The sequence below is a fragment of the Wenjunlia tyrosinilytica genome (genome assembly GCF_014646055.1).
Lineage (GTDB): Bacteria > Actinomycetota > Actinomycetes > Streptomycetales > Streptomycetaceae > Wenjunlia > Wenjunlia tyrosinilytica.
This window is the reverse complement of the sequence record NZ_BMMS01000014.1, coordinates 177,746-191,771: the sequence shown is the minus strand read 5'-3', so window position 1 is coordinate 191,771 and position 14,026 is coordinate 177,746. Positions and strand designations below refer to the sequence as shown.

Sequence of the window (14,026 nt, the reverse complement as noted above, 5' to 3'; positions counted from 1 at the left end):
CCTCGGCGTCTCACCGCGCCACGCGGCCCGTCCGCCGCCGACGCCGCCGAAGAAGGCTGAAATCCGATCAACCGGTGCACGCCGGGCAACCCTCGGGCCGTCACGCGGGGTCCCTCCTCCCGATCACCGTCGAGCCGGTCGCAGCATGTCGGCCGCCGGCGGCTTCGTCGAGGAAAGGACACAGGATGCCGGCACGTACTCGTCTGGCGGGCATGACCGCGGTGGTGGCCATGACGGCAGGAGCGCTCGCGGCCCCCGCCGTGGCGGCCCCCGCACCAGCGGGTGACCACCACGCTCCGACCCGGCGGGCCATGGAAGCCGCTGTCAAGCAGGGCGTGCCCGGAGTGACGGGCCAGGTGAAGGACAAGCAGGGCACCTGGAACGGCACGGCGGGCGTCGGCGACATCAAGAGCGGGCGCCCACGCGGCGCTCATGACCACTACCGCGTGGGCAGCATCACCAAGACCTTTGTCTCCACCGTGGTCCTCCAGCTCGAGGCGGAAGGAAGACTCAACCTCAACGACAGTGTCGACCACTGGCTGCCGGGTGTGGTGCGCGGCCACGGCCATGACGGCCGGCGCATCACGGTCCGCCAACTCCTCAACCACACCAGTGGGATCTACAACTTCACCGCGGACGAGGACTTCGTCCGTGAGTTCTTCCTGAAGGACGGCTTCTTCAAGCACCGCTACGACACCCGGGAACCCCGCCAGCTCGTGGACATCGCCATGAAGCACAAGCCGGACTTCCCGCCCGGCACGTCGTGGAACTACTCCAACACCAACTACATCCTCGCCGGGATGATCGTGGAGAAGGCCACGGGACACTCCTACGCGCGGGAGGTCCGCCGGCGTGTCATCAAGCCGCTGCGATTGCACGACACCACGGTCCCGCGCACCGACCCGCGTGTGCCCCAGCCCAGTGGCCGCGCGTACTCAAAGCTCGGCGAGGACCCGGCGGGCCCGTCGTACGACGTCACCGAACTCAATCCGTCCAGTGCCTCGTCGGCGGGCGGGATGATCTCCGACTCGGACGACCTGAACCGCTTCTACTCGGCCCTGCTGCGCGGCAGGCTGCTGCCGAAGAAGCAACTGGCCGAGATGACGACGACCGTACCGGTCGAGGGCATCCCCGGGGCCCGCTACGGCCTCGGTCTCATCGAGCGCAAGCTCAGCTGCGGCACGGTGGTCTGGGGCCACGGCGGCGGCATCCACGGCTCGACCTCCGAGGCGGTGACGACAAAGGACGGCCGCCACTCGCTCGCCTTCAACTTCAACGGCGACTGGACGGGCGACAGCGAGGCGGTGATCGAGGCCGAGTTCTGCGGCAAGTGAGCCGCGGGCGCGAACCTTTGCGCCGCGATCGGCGTCTTGTCGGTCGGCGTCTTGTCGATCGGCGACCGGCGTCCCCAAGTCGGGGCGCCGATCGGTCGCATGACGAACAGTCAAGCCGCGGGCACTCACGTCCGTGGTGGTTTCGGACGTACGGGAAGAGATACATGCGATACCGATCTCGGGTGACCGCCCCAGCGACCGCCCTCCTCACCGCTGCCGCGGCGTCGGTCACCGGCCCTGTGGCACACGCGCAGGGCCGGGGCCGCGTCGGCAGCCCCGGAGAGGAGGGCCTGGGCGACCCGGTGTTCCCCGAGCTGGGCAACGGCGGGTACCACGTCAAGGCCTACCGCTTGGAGTTCACGTACAGTCCCGACACACGGACGGTCGACGCCACCGCCAAGCTCTCCGCGCGGACCGACCAGGACCTGTCGGCCTTCTCGCTCGACTGCCTCGGCCTCACGGTCCGCACGGTGTCCGTGTGCGGTCGCCCGGCCGCCTTCGAGCAGCGGGAGGAGAAGCTGGTCGTCACCCCGGCGGCCGTCCTCGCCTCCGGCCGGAAGTTCGATGTCCGTATCGACTACACCGCCGATCCGCGTCAGACCTTGGCGCACACCGGCTGGGTCGCCACCCCCGACGGCTTCGCCGTGGCGGGCCAGCCCAACTCGGCGCACACCGTCTTCCCCTGCAACGACCACCCCAGCGACAAGGCCCACTTCACCTTCCGCATCACGGTCCCGGACGGCCTGCTGGGCGTGGCCAACGGCTCCCTCGTCTCCACCTCCGGCGCCGGTGGCCGGACCACGTACACCTACCGCTCGCGTGAGCCGATCGCCACGGAGCTGGTGCAGATATCGGTGGGCGAGTACACGGTCAAGGACCGCCAGGGACCCAGTGGGCTGCGGCTGCGCGATGTCGTCCCCCACGCACGCGCCGAAGCCCTTGAACCCGCCCTGGCGCTGACGCCGGGCCTGGTGACCTGGCTGGAGAAGCGGCTGGGGGCCTACCCGTTCGAGGCGTACGGCCTGCTGCCGTGCAACTCGGACGATCCGAATGCCTTCGACTTCACCGGGCTGGAGACCCAGACGCTCACGCTGTACAAGCCGAACTTCCTGCTGCAGCCCGAGAACAAGATCGGGTCGCACATGATGCACGAACTGGTCCACTCCTGGTTCGGCAACAGCGTCTCCCCCGCCACCTGGGCGGACCTGTGGATCAACGAGGGCCACGCGGACTACTACGGGCTTGTGTACCGCTACGAGCGCGGCTGGGCCGACTCCCTCGGCATGACCACCATGGAAGCCCGGATGAAGGACACCTACTCACGGGGCGACCAGTGGCGGCACGACTCCGGCCCGGTCGCCGCCCCGAACGCCGCCAACCTCTTCGACAGCCAGCGCTACCTCGGCGGTGTGCTGGTGCTGTACGCCCTGTGGTCGGCCGTCGGCGAGGACACCTTCAGCCGTATCGAGCGCACCTTCCTGGAGCGGCACCGCAATGGCGCGGCCACCACGGAGGACTACATCGCGGTGGCCTCCGAGGTCTCGGGCCAGGACCAGTCGGCCTTCCTGCGCGAATGGCTCTTCGGTACGAAGACCCCGAGGATGCCCGGCCACCCCGACTGGACCGTCGCCCCGGTCAAGCCCTCCGCCACCCGTGGGCCGCGGCGCGGCGGTCCGCACGGCCACGACTCGGCGAGCGCCACTCTCTGATCGCGGGGCCCGCGCTGGATTCATGAGTGCGGGCACGCCTCCTCCGATCGAGAACCCCGGGTGTGCCGCACCGCCGCGCACCCGGGGCAGGTCGCGCGCCCGGCACTCAAAAGAAGTTGTTCACCATTTGACGCTCCACCGCTCGCACCCTCACACCGTCCGTCGACACCGCCCCGCGCAGCAACTGGTTCCAGTCCGTCACCTCGAGCCACCGCATGCTCATCAGCTTCGCGGTCCACAGGGTGAGGTCCGCCCAGGTGCGCAGGCGGTCCGCCTCGATCACATAGGCGCTGGGTACGAATCCGGGGTCGCACACCTTGTGGTGGGTCCGCCACGGAGCCGGATCCGGGTACTCCAGGACCCGGCCGAATCCCACGATGGTCTGCGTGCGGTCCGGTGTGCAGCCCGCCCTTTCCCGCTCCCAGCGGGCCCGGGCGTCCCTGGCCGCGGTGATCTGCGCGTAGTCGATCCACAAGTCGCCCTGCCCGTCATCGATGAGCTCTTCGCAGATTTCGCAGATGATGTTCAAATCGCGTGACATGGCGGCTCCTTGCGCTTGCTTATCCCTGGCGTCAGGCATGTGGCGCCGAAAGGAAAACGAGCGAGTGTGGCCGACGTGCCGCGGGCTCGGCGCGGATCGCCGAGCTCCGCCGTCCGCTCACGCGGCGCGCACGCGTGGCGTCTGTGCCGGGGGCTCGGGCCTGGCCAGGTCTCCACATGGAGATCGGTCCATCGGGTGGCCCTGCCGGTGCGGCGGGACCTCCCGTGTCGCGTGGAGAGGGCCTTACTCGGCGGTGGCGAGGAGCGCGGCCAGCGCCGTGACGGCCTGTTCGGCGTCGTGGCCTTCGGCGCGGACGGTTACGGTGCTTCCGGCGGTGGCACCCAGGCCCATCACGGCGAGGACGCCGGTCGGATTGACCGTCCGGTCGGCGTGCTCCAGCTGTATGGCGCTGGTGAATCCGGCTGCGGCCCGGGCGAGTTGACCGGCGGGGCGGGCGTGCAGGTCGGCGGGCAGGACGACGGCGGTCTCGTACGTGGACGTGGTCTCGTAAGTGGACGTGCTCTCGTACGTGGACGTGGTCGTGGCGGTCGTGGTGACGGGGTCAGAGCTTGTGGACATGGCGGGCCTCCTTGGCGGCGTCGGCGACGGTCTTCAGGTCGGCGCCGGATGCGGCGGTGACGACGGCTGCGACGGCTCCTTCGACGAAGGGTGCGTCGACGATCAGCACGTCGGGGCGGGGATGGTCTTCGAGGACGGTGCGGGCGGTCAGGACGGAGCTGCCGAGGTCGGGAAGGACGACGACGCCGACTCCGCGGTCGGCGGTGCGGACGGCTGCGAGGACGAGGTCGTAGCTGGTGCCGATGCGGCCGTCGTCGGTTCCTCCGGCAGTGGCGAGGGGGACCGTGTCGGAGCCGATCTGCTCCACCAGCAGGCGTAGGCCCGCGGCGAGCTCGGCGCTGTGGGACACGAGTACGATGCCGACAGTTGCGCTCATGAACACCTACCCTAGATCTCAGAACGCTGTTCATCAATACTGAACCAGGGAGAATTTTCGATGGTCCAGGCGGTACAGCGTGCGGTGCGGATACTGCGGGAGCTCGCGTCCACCGGCCCCCGGCTGGGAGTGACCGAGCTGGCCGACCGCCTCGGCGTCGCCAAGCCGACCGCGCACGCGCTGCTCCGCACACTGGAGGCCGAGGGGCTCGTGGTGCAGGACAGGGACAGCTCGAAGTACCAGCTCGGCCCGGACCTGGTGCGGCTGGGCAACGCCTACCTGGACACCCAGGAGCTGCGGACCCGCTCGCTGACCTGGGCGGACCAGCTCGCGAACCGGACGAACGAGGCGGTCTGGGTGGCCGTGCTCACCGGTGACCGCGTCCTGGTGGTGCACCACGCCTTCCGGCCGGAGGGGGCTGTGCAGATCCTGGAGGTGGGCTCCAGCATCCCGTGGAGCACCTGCGCCCTGGGCAAGGCCATCGCGGCCTTCCTTCCCGCCGACGAGCGCGAGCGGCTGCTCGCGCCCGAGCCGGCCGTGCTCACCGGAGCCAGCGTCACCGAACCGGAGGAGCTGGCGAGCCAGCTGAAGGAGGCCCTCAGGGCGGGGTACGCGATCGAGGACGAGGAGTCCGCCATCGGGGGCGCGGGTATCGCATCCCCTGTCTTCGACCGCTCCGGCGAGGTGGTCGGCGCTCTCGGCATCGTCGGCCCCGTCGACCGGCTGCTGGCCGAATCGGCACGTCAGGAGCTTGCGGTCGCCGTCCGGGAGACCGCCCGCAATCTCTCCCGCGACCTCGGCGCGCCCAGAGGGGCGGCCCCACGCACCACGAAGACCTGATCTGCCCGCGGTCCGGTGGCGGCTGCCCTCCTCCCGCGCACCACCGTCCGATCCAGGCCCCTCGGCACGCCGCCGCGGGGCCTTGTCCATATCGATGCAACGCGATGGCCGCGGAACCTCTTGACAGGTAGGAAACGCGGGCTTAACTTCCCGAACAACGTTCATCCATAGCGAACGTCTTTTCGGCCGGATGCATAAAGCTGCCCGGTTTCCCCTGAGCCGGCCGCCAGGTTGCCCAACCCTGACCACCTGGCGGCCACCTCCCTTCACAGCCCGCTCCACGCGGAGGAGGTGAGACGCCCAAGCCGCCGCTCGGCGCTGGGCGCCTTCCATGGAAGAAAACACATACCCACAAAAGCTTGTGGCCGAGATGCTGGGCACCGCGATGCTGGTGTTCATCGGCGTCGGTTCGGTTCCCGCGACGCTCATCACCAATGGCAAGGCCCCGTTCACCTTCGCCGATCTGGGCATGATCTCGCTGGCGTTCGCCACGGTGGTCATCGCGATGATCTACGCGATCGGCCACATCTCCGGCTGCCAGATCAACCCGGCCATCACCCTCGCGCTCGCCGCGACGGGGAAGATGCCCTGGCGGGACGTCCCCGGCTACATCGCCGCCCAGGTGGCGGGCGCGGTCCTGGGAGCCCTGACGATCGTCGGGGTGCTCGGCCGCCAGGCCGTGACCGTCGGTCTGGGCATCGCCTCGTACGGCCCCCAGGTCAGTGCCGGCCAAGCCTTCTTTGCCGAAGCGGTCGGCACGGCGATCCTCGCGTTCGTCGTCTTCGGCGCCATCGACCGCCGCTCGGCCGGAGGCTTCGCCGGGCTCGCCATCGGCCTGGCGGTGTTCGCCATCATCATGGTGGTCGCACCGGCCACCAGCTCCGCGATCAACCCGGCCCGCGTCATCGGTCCCATGCTCGTCGGCCAGTGGTACAGCGGCACGGTCCACTGGAACCAGCTGCCGGTCTACCTCATAGCCGATGTCGTCGGCGCGGTTGTCGCCGGCTTCCTGTACATCGCCCTGAACGCCCGCCGCGGCCTCGGCGCCACGGCCGAGGAAGCGGCCGAGCCCGCTGCGACTCCCCAAGGAGCCCTGTCATGAAGAAGTTCATCAACGCCCCTGAAGCGGTGCTGGCAGAGGCGCTGGCCGGAATCGCCGCCGCGCACCCCGAACTGAAGGTCGACGGGGAGAACAAGGTGATCTCCCGCGGCGGCGCAGGCAGAAGCGGCAAGGTGGCCCTGATCTCCGGCGGCGGTTCCGGGCACGAGCCCTTGCACGGCGGTTTCGTCGGGCCGGGCATGCTGGACGCGGCCTGCCCCGGCGAGGTGTTCACCTCCCCCGTCCCCGGCCAGATGCTGGCCGCGGCCCAGTCCGTCGACGGTGGCTCCGGGGTGCTGTTCATTGTGAAGAACTACACCGGTGACGTCCTCAACTTCCAGATGGCCGCCGAGCTGGCCGCCGAGGCCGGCGTCTCGGTGCAGACCGTGCTGGTCGACGACGACGTGGCGGTCCAGGACTCCACCTGGACCGCCGGGCGCCGGGGCACCGGCGCCACCGTCCTCGTCGAGAAGATCGCCGGCGCGCTCGCCGAGCAGGGCGCCGACCTCGCCGCCGTCGCCGAGACGGCCAAGCGCGTGAACGCCGCTTCCCGGTCTTTCGCCGTCGCCCTGACCGCCTGCACCACCCCCGGCTCCGGCAAGCCCGGCTTCGACCTGCCCGAGGACGAGATGGAGGTCGGCGTCGGCATCCACGGCGAACCCGGCCGCAGCAGGGAAAAGCTCCGCCCGGCCAAGGAGATCGTGGCCACCGCCCTGGACGCCATCCTCGCCGACCAGCCGCTGGCCGTCGGGGACGAGACCATCGTCATCGTCAACGGCCTGGGCGCCACCCCGCTCATCGAGTTGTACGTCGTCTTCCACGAAGTCGCCACCGCACTCGCCGACAAGGGCATCGTCATCGCCCGCAACCTCGTCGGCAACTACGTCACCAGCCTGGACATGGCCGGTGTCTCCCTCACCGTGTGCAAGGCCGACGCCGACATGCTCGGCCTGTGGGACGCGCCCGTGAACACCCCCGCCCTGCGCTGGGGCAACTGAACCGAGTCGGGGGCGGGGCCTCGCGTACGCGAGGGCCGGGCCGAAGCCTTCCCGCGCCGGCTCGCCCCGGACCGCACCCCCGCGCATCCGCCCCCGCCCTCGCCCCCGGCTCACCCAACCGTCAGCCACACACGCCCCGACCAGGAACGGAGACTCCGTGGACACTGACCTCGCCCGTACGTGGGTGCAGGCCATCGCCGCCGCGGTGGAGAAGCACAAGGACCACCTCACCCAGCTCGACTCGGCCATCGGCGACGCCGACCACGGCGTCAATATGCACCGAGGCTTCTCCGCCATCACCGCGGCACTCACCGACTACAAGGCGGACACCCCCGGGGCAGTGCTGGTCAAGACGGGCACCACCCTGATCTCCAGCGTCGGGGGCGCCTCCGGCCCGCTCTACGGCGGCGCCTTCCGCGCCATCGGCAAAGCCCTGGACACGCCCGCCACCGACCCACGGCAGTTCGCCGCCGCACTCGCCGCCGGCCTGGCCGGCATCCAGAAGCTCGGCGCGGCCGCGCCAGGCGACAAGACCATGATCGACGCCTACGCCCTCGCGCTGGCCGCCGTGCGACAACAGGCCGACGCCGGAGCCGACTTCGCCGCCGCGGCCGTGGCCGCGGCCGACGCCGCCGAAGAGGGCATGCGTGCCACCACCCCGATGCAGGCCCGCAAGGGCCGCGCTTCCTACCTCGGCGCCCGCAGCATGGGCCACCAGGACCCGGGCGCCACGTCCACCGCCCTGATCTTCCGCGCTCTCGCCGAGGCAGTGGTCGCCCGATGACCGACCGCCGCGCCTACACCGGGCACACCGCCGCACCCGGCACAGCCCTCGGCTTCGTCCACCGCACCGACCGGCCACCCGCCAAAGCGGTGCTCCCCCACCGCACCGGCGGCGACCCCACGAAGCAGATCACCGACGCCTTCGACACCATCGCCACCCGCCTGCTCGACCTGTCCACCTCACTGCGCGAACAGGGCAAGGACGAACAGGCCGACATCATGGAAGTCAACAGCTACATCGCGCAGGACCAGGATCTGCGTGACCAGGCCGTCAAACGAGCGAACTACGGCCGACCGGTACCCGTCGCCGTCCGGCAGGCCATCGACGCCTACGCCGGAACCATCGCGGAACTGGACGATCCGACCCTTGCCGAACGCGCGGCAGACGTCCGGCAGGTCGGCCGCCGCGTCCTGGCCCACCTCTACGGCCACACAGGCCCTGCCACCGACCAGCCCCTCGTCCTGGTCGCCCACGAGATCGGCGCCGCCGACCTGCTGGAACCCGGCCTGACGGTGACAGCCGCCATCTCCGTGACCGGCGGCCCGAATTCCCACGCCGCGATCGTCGCCCGCTCGCTGGGCATTCCCTTCCTCCTGGCCGTCGACCCCCAGCTGCTCGAGCTGCCGGACGGGCAGGAGATCCTCCTCGACGCCGACATGGCCAGCGCGGTCGCCCACCCCGACGACGACGAACGCACCAAGGCACTGCACGCGATGGAGACCGCCCGAAACCGCAGGCTCGCCCTCGCCGAAGAGCGACACCTGCCCGCCGAGACACTCGACGGGCACCGCATCGTTCTGCGGGCCAACGTGGCCACCCCCGCCGAGGCCCGCGCGGCCCTGACCACCGGCGCCGAGGGTGTCGGCCTGCTCCGCACCGAGCTGCCCTTCCTCAACCACCCCTCCTGGCCCACCCGCAATCAGCACGCGGCCACCCTCGTCCCCGTGCTGCGCGCGCTCACCGGGCAGGTGGTCACGGCTCGCACTCTCGACTTCGCCGACGACAAACTGCCGCCGTTCCTCGCCGAAAGCCGCGAAGGCCGACGGCTCGGGCGCGGTCTGCCCCTCATGCTCGCCCAACCGGACGCCTTCGCCGACCAGTTCCGCAGCCTGCTCAGCGCCGGAGCCGACACCGACCTGCGCATCATGATCCCCATGGTCGCGAGCATCGACGAACTACGCGCCTGCCGACGCCTCCTCCAGGCCGCAGCCGCCGAAGCCGGCGTGCCGACCCCGCCCCTGGGCATCATGGTGGAACTGCCCGAAGCCGTCGCCGCGGCCGACGACCTCGCCCGCGAAGCCTCCTTCCTCTCCATCGGCAGCAACGACCTCACCTGCCAGATCCTGGGCCTGGACCGGCGCGACCCCACCGCCACCCCCGCCATGGCGGCACACCCCGCTGTACTCGACGCCATCGCCCGCGTCGTCACCGCCGCCCACCGCCACAACCGTCAGGTCTCCGTCTGCGGCGACGCCGCCGCACATCCCTTCGTGACCCCCCTGCTCATCGGCATCGGCTGCGACAGCCTCTCGGTCGCCCCCGCCGCCCTCGACGAGGTCCGCGCCCGCATCCGCCGAATCCGCCATGACACCTGCGTCTCCTTGGCCGCCATCGCCCTCACCCGCGAAACCCCCGAGGAGGTCCGGCGACTCGTCGAGCAGTGCTGCCAGCCGTCGCTGCCCTGACCCGAGCCGCGAACATGGCGCGTTTTCTCAAGCGTGGGCAGGTCGGACCGGACCGGCCCACCGGAGGACTTGGTTTCCGCTGATGTTCCTTTCCGGTCGAGAAGGGTCCTGAACCGTGAAGAAGCTCATCAACTCGCCCGATGAGGTGCTTGCCGATGCCCTCGTCGGCGTGGCCGCCGCGCACCCCACGCTGACGGGTCGACATGTCCGACCGCTACATCGCCCGCGCGGGCGGGCCGACCGCTGGGAAGGTCGGCCTGGTGTCGGGTGGCGGATCCGGCCACGAGCCGCTGCACGGCGGGTTCGTCGGGCAATCTGACCGCGCTCTACGTTGCGGCCGGGAGCACGGGGGACACACGAGCCGGCTGGACACTCAGCGCTCCCGGGTGGACACGGCGCTCGCCCGGGTCCGTGCCGAGGCCGCCCATGTCCGCCGTGGGACGAACACCGTCCTGGCCACCCGGCTCGCGGTGCTCGACGCCTTTGGGGGGAAGGCGGCGTCACTGCGCCACACGGTGGCCCACTCGAAGACGCGCTTGCTGTCCATGGTCAACGCATACACGGCGTTGATCAGCGAGCTCACCGACGCCCTTGACCTTCTCACTCCGGACATCGCCCACCAGCCCCTCGCCGCAAGGGCCGGTGCGCTCAAGTCCTTCGCGCAGGCCGCGCAGGAGGCCTCCCGGCAACGAGCGCTGCTCGGCGGGGCGCTGACCCGGGGACAGTTCGATTCGGACGAGGCCCAGGGCCTGATCCTCGCCGACTGGCAGCAACGGGCGTCGATCGGCGCGTTCCGGGCCGGTGCGCCTTCGGCCGAGCGTCAGTTCTACGAGCGCACCGTCACCGGAAGGGACGTCATCAAGGCTGAGATGCTCAAGAAACAGGCCCTCGCCCGGCGGGGCACCAGCCGCCTCGGCCTCGACGCCGGCGAATGGTTCGACACCATGACGAGCAAGCTCGAGCTGATGCGTCTGGTCGAGAAGCGCCTCGTCGGATCGGTCGAAGGCGAGATCTCGCGCGAGCAGCACCAGGCCGAGCGCTCAGTGTTCGTCGCCTCCTTCGTCGTGCTGTTGATCCTCCTGCTCACGTCCGTTGTGACGCACGTCGTCGTGCGGTCGATTGTCGGCCCGCTGCGAACCCTGCGCGCCTGCGCGCTCGACATCACGGAACGCCGCCTGCCCGAGGTGGTCCGGCTGCTGCGGGGCTCCGGCGACGCGCAACTGGAGGCCACCGATGTCGAGCCCACGGGCATCAGCTCGTCCGACGAGATCGGCGGTGCCGCCCACGCCTTCGACGACGTCTATCGCAGCTCCGTGCGGCTGGCGTTCGAGCAAGCGCAACTGCGAGGCCGCATCAACGCGATGTTCGTCAATCTCTCGCAGCGCAGCCAGAGCCTCGTGAAACGGCAGCTGGAGTTGATCGACCGTCTGGAGAACGGCGAGCAGGACCCCGACCTGCTCGCCAGCCTCTTCAAGCTCGACCACCTGGCCACCCGCATGCGCCGCAATGGGGAGAACCTACTCGTCCTCGCGGGTGAGGAGGCGGGTCGCCGCTGGAGCGCCCCGGTCCGGCTCGTGGATGTCCTGCGGGCCGCCGCCGGCGAGGTCGAGCAGTACCAGCGGGTACAGCTACGAGGACTGGTAACCGCGGACGTCGACGGCCGGGCAGTGAACGACATCGTTCACCTCATCGCGGAGCTGCTGGAGAACGCGACCACGTTCTCCTCGCCGGACACTGAGGTGTTCGTCACCAGCCGGCTGCTGTCCGGCGGCGGCGCGGAGGTCGAAATCCAGGACAGCGGCATCGGCATGACCGCGAAGGGCCTCGAGGAGGCCAACGACAGGCTCTTGAACCCGCCGGTCGTCGATGTCTCGGTGGCGCGGCGCATGGGCATGTTCGTCGTCGGCCGGCTCTCCGGCCGCCACGGCATCCGCGTCCAGCTCCGCAGGTCGTCGCTCCGCGGCATCACAGCAGTGGTCGCGCTGCCCCAGAAGCTGGTCCGGGAACACGGAGATCACATGGATCCTCCCGGTCTGTCAGCCCGGTACAACCTGGAAGGACGCCTGACCGGATGGCGCAACTACGACACGACCGAGCAGTTCGACGAGACCACGCCGGCCAAACGTGCGTACCGGGCACGCCGCAACGGCGCCCGCCCGGTCGGCAAGCGCTGACCGCTGTCGCGACCCGTGGCGCCATTGCGCCGAGCCACGCCTGCGGGGCCGCCCGGCCCAAGAACGTCCCGACCGAAGAACGTGTCGACCCGGCCACCGCGAGCGCCGCCGAGGGCTCCCCGGTGTGCGGCCGGAGGCACAGTCATCGGCGAGGGGCACGTCACCACCCACGAGCGGCCGGCAGTGAGCCGCCTGTAACGAGCCGCCGGCGGACATTCGGTCCGGACACTCGGCGGCACGGCGGCAGGTGACGGCGGCGGCGGCGGTTCAGCGCCCCAGTGCCTTGGCCAGTTCGTCCTTGCTCATGGACGATCGGCCTTCGATGCCCTTGTGCTTGGCCTCCTCGTACAGCTGGTCGCGCGTCGGTCCTTTGGCGCCCGAGTGCGAACGCTGGCCACCGCGTTCGGAAGAGGACTTGTCCTGGATGGAGGTACGGCTGGCCTGCTTGGCCTCACCGGAGCGGGCACGCTCCTTGTTCACCGTCCGCGCCGCCATCTCCTTGGCACGGTCGGTGGAGGCGCCTCGCTTCTTCGCACTCTCCTTGATGTGCTCGTACTGCCGCTCGCGCTTGGAACTCGATCCCGCAGGCACAGCAGCTCTCCTTTCCGCTTCCCTCTCCCCCGGCCCCGAGCCGGAGTCCTGCCCGTGTGCGGGGGGGCGTGTTGAAGTCGGCTCTTCGAACAATCGACTACCCGCGAGTGCCCCGGCCACGCACCCGGCGTCCGGTGTTTCACCCGAGCGCGGAAGCGGCGGCCGGCCGTTGAGGCAGGCCATTCCCCGACCGCCCTGATCACCCCGATTTGGCCGGTCTGAACGGGGTACTCCATCCTTATGATCACGGTTGGGGTCGAGGAGGAGTATTTGCTGCTCGACCCGGTCACGATGCTCCCGGTGCCGCTGGTCGAGCAGGTGCGGGCAGCCGCCGGCCTCGAGCCGATCACGAACGAGCACGAGGTCCAGTCGGAGCTGCTGCAGGCCCAGGTCGAGGTGGCCACGCCCATCTGCACCGATCTCGAGGAAGTGGGCGGCCACCTGCTGCGGCTGCGGCATGCTGTGGGCGCCGCGGCACGCCGCAGCGGGTGCTGCCTCGCCGCGTCCGGTACAGCGCCCTTCAAAGGATCAGTGCCGGTCCCCGTCACTCCCAAGGCCCGCTATCTGTTCATGCGCACTCAGGCACCGCAACTGGTCGACGAGCAGTTGATCAACGGCATGCACGTGCACGCCGCGGTCCCTGACCAGGAGACCGGCATCGGTGTGCTGAACAGGGTTCGCCCGTGGCTGCCGGCGTTGGTCGCGATGGGTGCGAACTCGCCCCTGTGGAATGGGCAGGACACCGGATTCGCCAGCTGGCGCACCGTGGTCTTCGGCCGGTGGCCCGTCAGCGGCCCCCCACCGCAGTTCGCCGATCTCGCCGACTACGAGCACCGCGTCCAGGCACTACTGACCGCCGAGGCCATGGCAGACACCGGTCAGCTCTACTGGCAGGCTCGCCTGTCCGAGCGGTATCCCACCATCGAAATCCGCTGCATGGACGTTCAGCTGCAAGCCGACGAAGCGGTCATGTTCGCCGGGATCGTGCGCGCCCTGGTGACGACCGCCATCCGCGAGGCGAAGTCCGGCACACCCGTCCCGAGCCGCGCTCCGGAGCTGCTGCACGCGGCGAACTGGCACGCCGCCCGCCATGGACTCAACAATGCGCTCATCGACCCCCATGCCGGGGACGTGGTGTGTGCCCTCATGGGCCACATCACCCCCGCCCTGGAAGAATCCGGCGACGCCCGCGAGGTGACCTCGCTCGTGCATCGGCTCCTCCAGGTGGGCGCCTGCGCCGACCGGCAGCGAAGGGCGCTCGCCGAAGGCGGCCCCAAAGCGCTCATGGAACTCATCACCCAGGAGGTGTGACCCGC

13 protein-coding genes are annotated in these 14,026 nt (G+C 70.1%); 9 read left to right on the top strand and 4 right to left on the bottom strand.

What is annotated here, in order from left to right; all coding sequences use genetic code 11:
* Window positions 1-185 precede the first annotated feature (185 nt).
* A complete protein-coding gene (locus tag IEY86_RS17800; RefSeq protein WP_189132695.1) occupies window positions 186-1,334 on the top strand; it encodes a serine hydrolase domain-containing protein in 1,149 nt (382 codons plus the stop codon).
* A gap of 164 nt (window positions 1,335-1,498) precedes the next feature.
* Window positions 1,499-3,043, top strand: a complete 1,545-nt coding sequence (locus IEY86_RS17795) for a M1 family metallopeptidase (protein ID WP_189132694.1) — start codon at window positions 1,499-1,501, stop codon at window positions 3,041-3,043.
* A gap of 106 nt (window positions 3,044-3,149) precedes the next feature.
* On the opposite strand, the gene IEY86_RS17790 is transcribed toward IEY86_RS17795, so the two are convergent.
* From IEY86_RS17790 to dhaM, 3 genes are all read right to left on the bottom strand, one after another.
* Window positions 3,150-3,584 (bottom strand): hypothetical protein, encoded by a 435-nt coding sequence (locus IEY86_RS17790; protein ID WP_189132693.1) that lies wholly within the window; start codon window positions 3,582-3,584, stop codon window positions 3,150-3,152.
* Window positions 3,585-3,827: 243 nt separating this feature from the next.
* Window positions 3,828-4,163, bottom strand: coding sequence for an HPr family phosphocarrier protein (locus tag IEY86_RS17785; RefSeq protein WP_189132692.1), 336 nt, complete (start codon window positions 4,161-4,163; stop codon window positions 3,828-3,830).
* Entirely contained in the window at window positions 4,147-4,539 is a 393-nt protein-coding gene (gene dhaM / locus IEY86_RS17780) for a dihydroxyacetone kinase phosphoryl donor subunit DhaM (RefSeq protein ID WP_189132691.1), read from the bottom strand. The genes IEY86_RS17785 and dhaM overlap by 17 nt, the downstream gene beginning before the upstream one ends.
* Window positions 4,540-4,599: 60 nt before the next feature.
* Between dhaM and IEY86_RS17775 the strand changes: the two genes are divergently transcribed.
* From IEY86_RS17775 to IEY86_RS36535, 6 genes are all read left to right on the top strand, one after another.
* The gene (locus IEY86_RS17775; protein ID WP_189132690.1) at window positions 4,600-5,379 is read left to right on the top strand and encodes an IclR family transcriptional regulator; all 780 of its coding nucleotides are present in this window, start codon (window positions 4,600-4,602) and stop codon (window positions 5,377-5,379) included.
* A 331-nt stretch (window positions 5,380-5,710) separates the two neighbouring features.
* Window positions 5,711-6,481 carry an MIP/aquaporin family protein gene (locus tag IEY86_RS17770; protein WP_189132689.1) on the top strand — a complete coding sequence of 257 codons (771 nt, stop codon included), beginning with the start codon at window positions 5,711-5,713 and terminating at the stop codon, window positions 6,479-6,481.
* Window positions 6,478-7,476, top strand: a complete 999-nt coding sequence (gene dhaK / locus IEY86_RS17765) for a dihydroxyacetone kinase subunit DhaK (RefSeq protein WP_189132688.1) — start codon at window positions 6,478-6,480, stop codon at window positions 7,474-7,476. The genes IEY86_RS17770 and dhaK overlap by 4 nt, the downstream gene beginning before the upstream one ends.
* 157 nt (window positions 7,477-7,633) lie before the next feature.
* Entirely contained in the window at window positions 7,634-8,260 is a 627-nt protein-coding gene (gene dhaL / locus IEY86_RS17760) for a dihydroxyacetone kinase subunit DhaL (RefSeq protein ID WP_189132687.1), read from the top strand.
* Entirely contained in the window at window positions 8,257-9,945 is a 1,689-nt protein-coding gene (locus IEY86_RS17755) for a phosphoenolpyruvate--protein phosphotransferase (RefSeq protein WP_189132686.1), read from the top strand. The genes dhaL and IEY86_RS17755 overlap by 4 nt, the downstream gene beginning before the upstream one ends.
* 203 nt (window positions 9,946-10,148) lie before the next feature.
* The gene (locus IEY86_RS36535; protein ID WP_229698523.1) at window positions 10,149-12,119 is read left to right on the top strand and encodes a sensor histidine kinase; all 1,971 of its coding nucleotides are present in this window, start codon (window positions 10,149-10,151) and stop codon (window positions 12,117-12,119) included.
* A 267-nt stretch (window positions 12,120-12,386) separates the two neighbouring features.
* Here IEY86_RS36535 and IEY86_RS17740 read toward each other — a convergent pair whose 3' ends face one another.
* Window positions 12,387-12,710: a plasmid stabilization protein gene (locus tag IEY86_RS17740; RefSeq protein WP_189132685.1), complete on the bottom strand. Its 324-nt coding sequence runs from the start codon at window positions 12,708-12,710 to the stop codon at window positions 12,387-12,389.
* A 240-nt stretch (window positions 12,711-12,950) separates the two neighbouring features.
* Between IEY86_RS17740 and IEY86_RS17735 the strand changes: the two genes are divergently transcribed.
* Complete coding sequence (locus tag IEY86_RS17735) at window positions 12,951-14,021, top strand: carboxylate-amine ligase (protein ID WP_189132684.1); 1,071 nt, start codon at window positions 12,951-12,953, stop codon at window positions 14,019-14,021.
* Window positions 14,022-14,026: the final 5 nt, after the last annotated feature.

Coding starts and splice junctions, on each gene's coding strand:
- IEY86_RS17800 (WP_189132695.1), top strand. CDS start 186: ATGCCGGCACGTACTCGTCTGGCGGGCATGACCGCGGTGGTGGCCATG.
- IEY86_RS17795 (WP_189132694.1), top strand. CDS start 1,499: ATGCGATACCGATCTCGGGTGACCGCCCCAGCGACCGCCCTCCTCACC.
- IEY86_RS17790 (WP_189132693.1), bottom strand. CDS start 3,584: ATGTCACGCGATTTGAACATCATCTGCGAAATCTGCGAAGAGCTCATC.
- IEY86_RS17785 (WP_189132692.1), bottom strand. CDS start 4,163: ATGTCCACAAGCTCTGACCCCGTCACCACGACCGCCACGACCACGTCC.
- dhaM (WP_189132691.1), bottom strand. CDS start 4,539: ATGAGCGCAACTGTCGGCATCGTACTCGTGTCCCACAGCGCCGAGCTC.
- IEY86_RS17775 (WP_189132690.1), top strand. CDS start 4,600: ATGGTCCAGGCGGTACAGCGTGCGGTGCGGATACTGCGGGAGCTCGCG.
- IEY86_RS17770 (WP_189132689.1), top strand. CDS start 5,711: ATGGAAGAAAACACATACCCACAAAAGCTTGTGGCCGAGATGCTGGGC.
- dhaK (WP_189132688.1), top strand. CDS start 6,478: ATGAAGAAGTTCATCAACGCCCCTGAAGCGGTGCTGGCAGAGGCGCTG.
- IEY86_RS17755 (WP_189132686.1), top strand. CDS start 8,257: ATGACCGACCGCCGCGCCTACACCGGGCACACCGCCGCACCCGGCACA.
- IEY86_RS36535 (WP_229698523.1), top strand. CDS start 10,149: ATGTCCGACCGCTACATCGCCCGCGCGGGCGGGCCGACCGCTGGGAAG.
- IEY86_RS17735 (WP_189132684.1), top strand. CDS start 12,951: ATGATCACGGTTGGGGTCGAGGAGGAGTATTTGCTGCTCGACCCGGTC.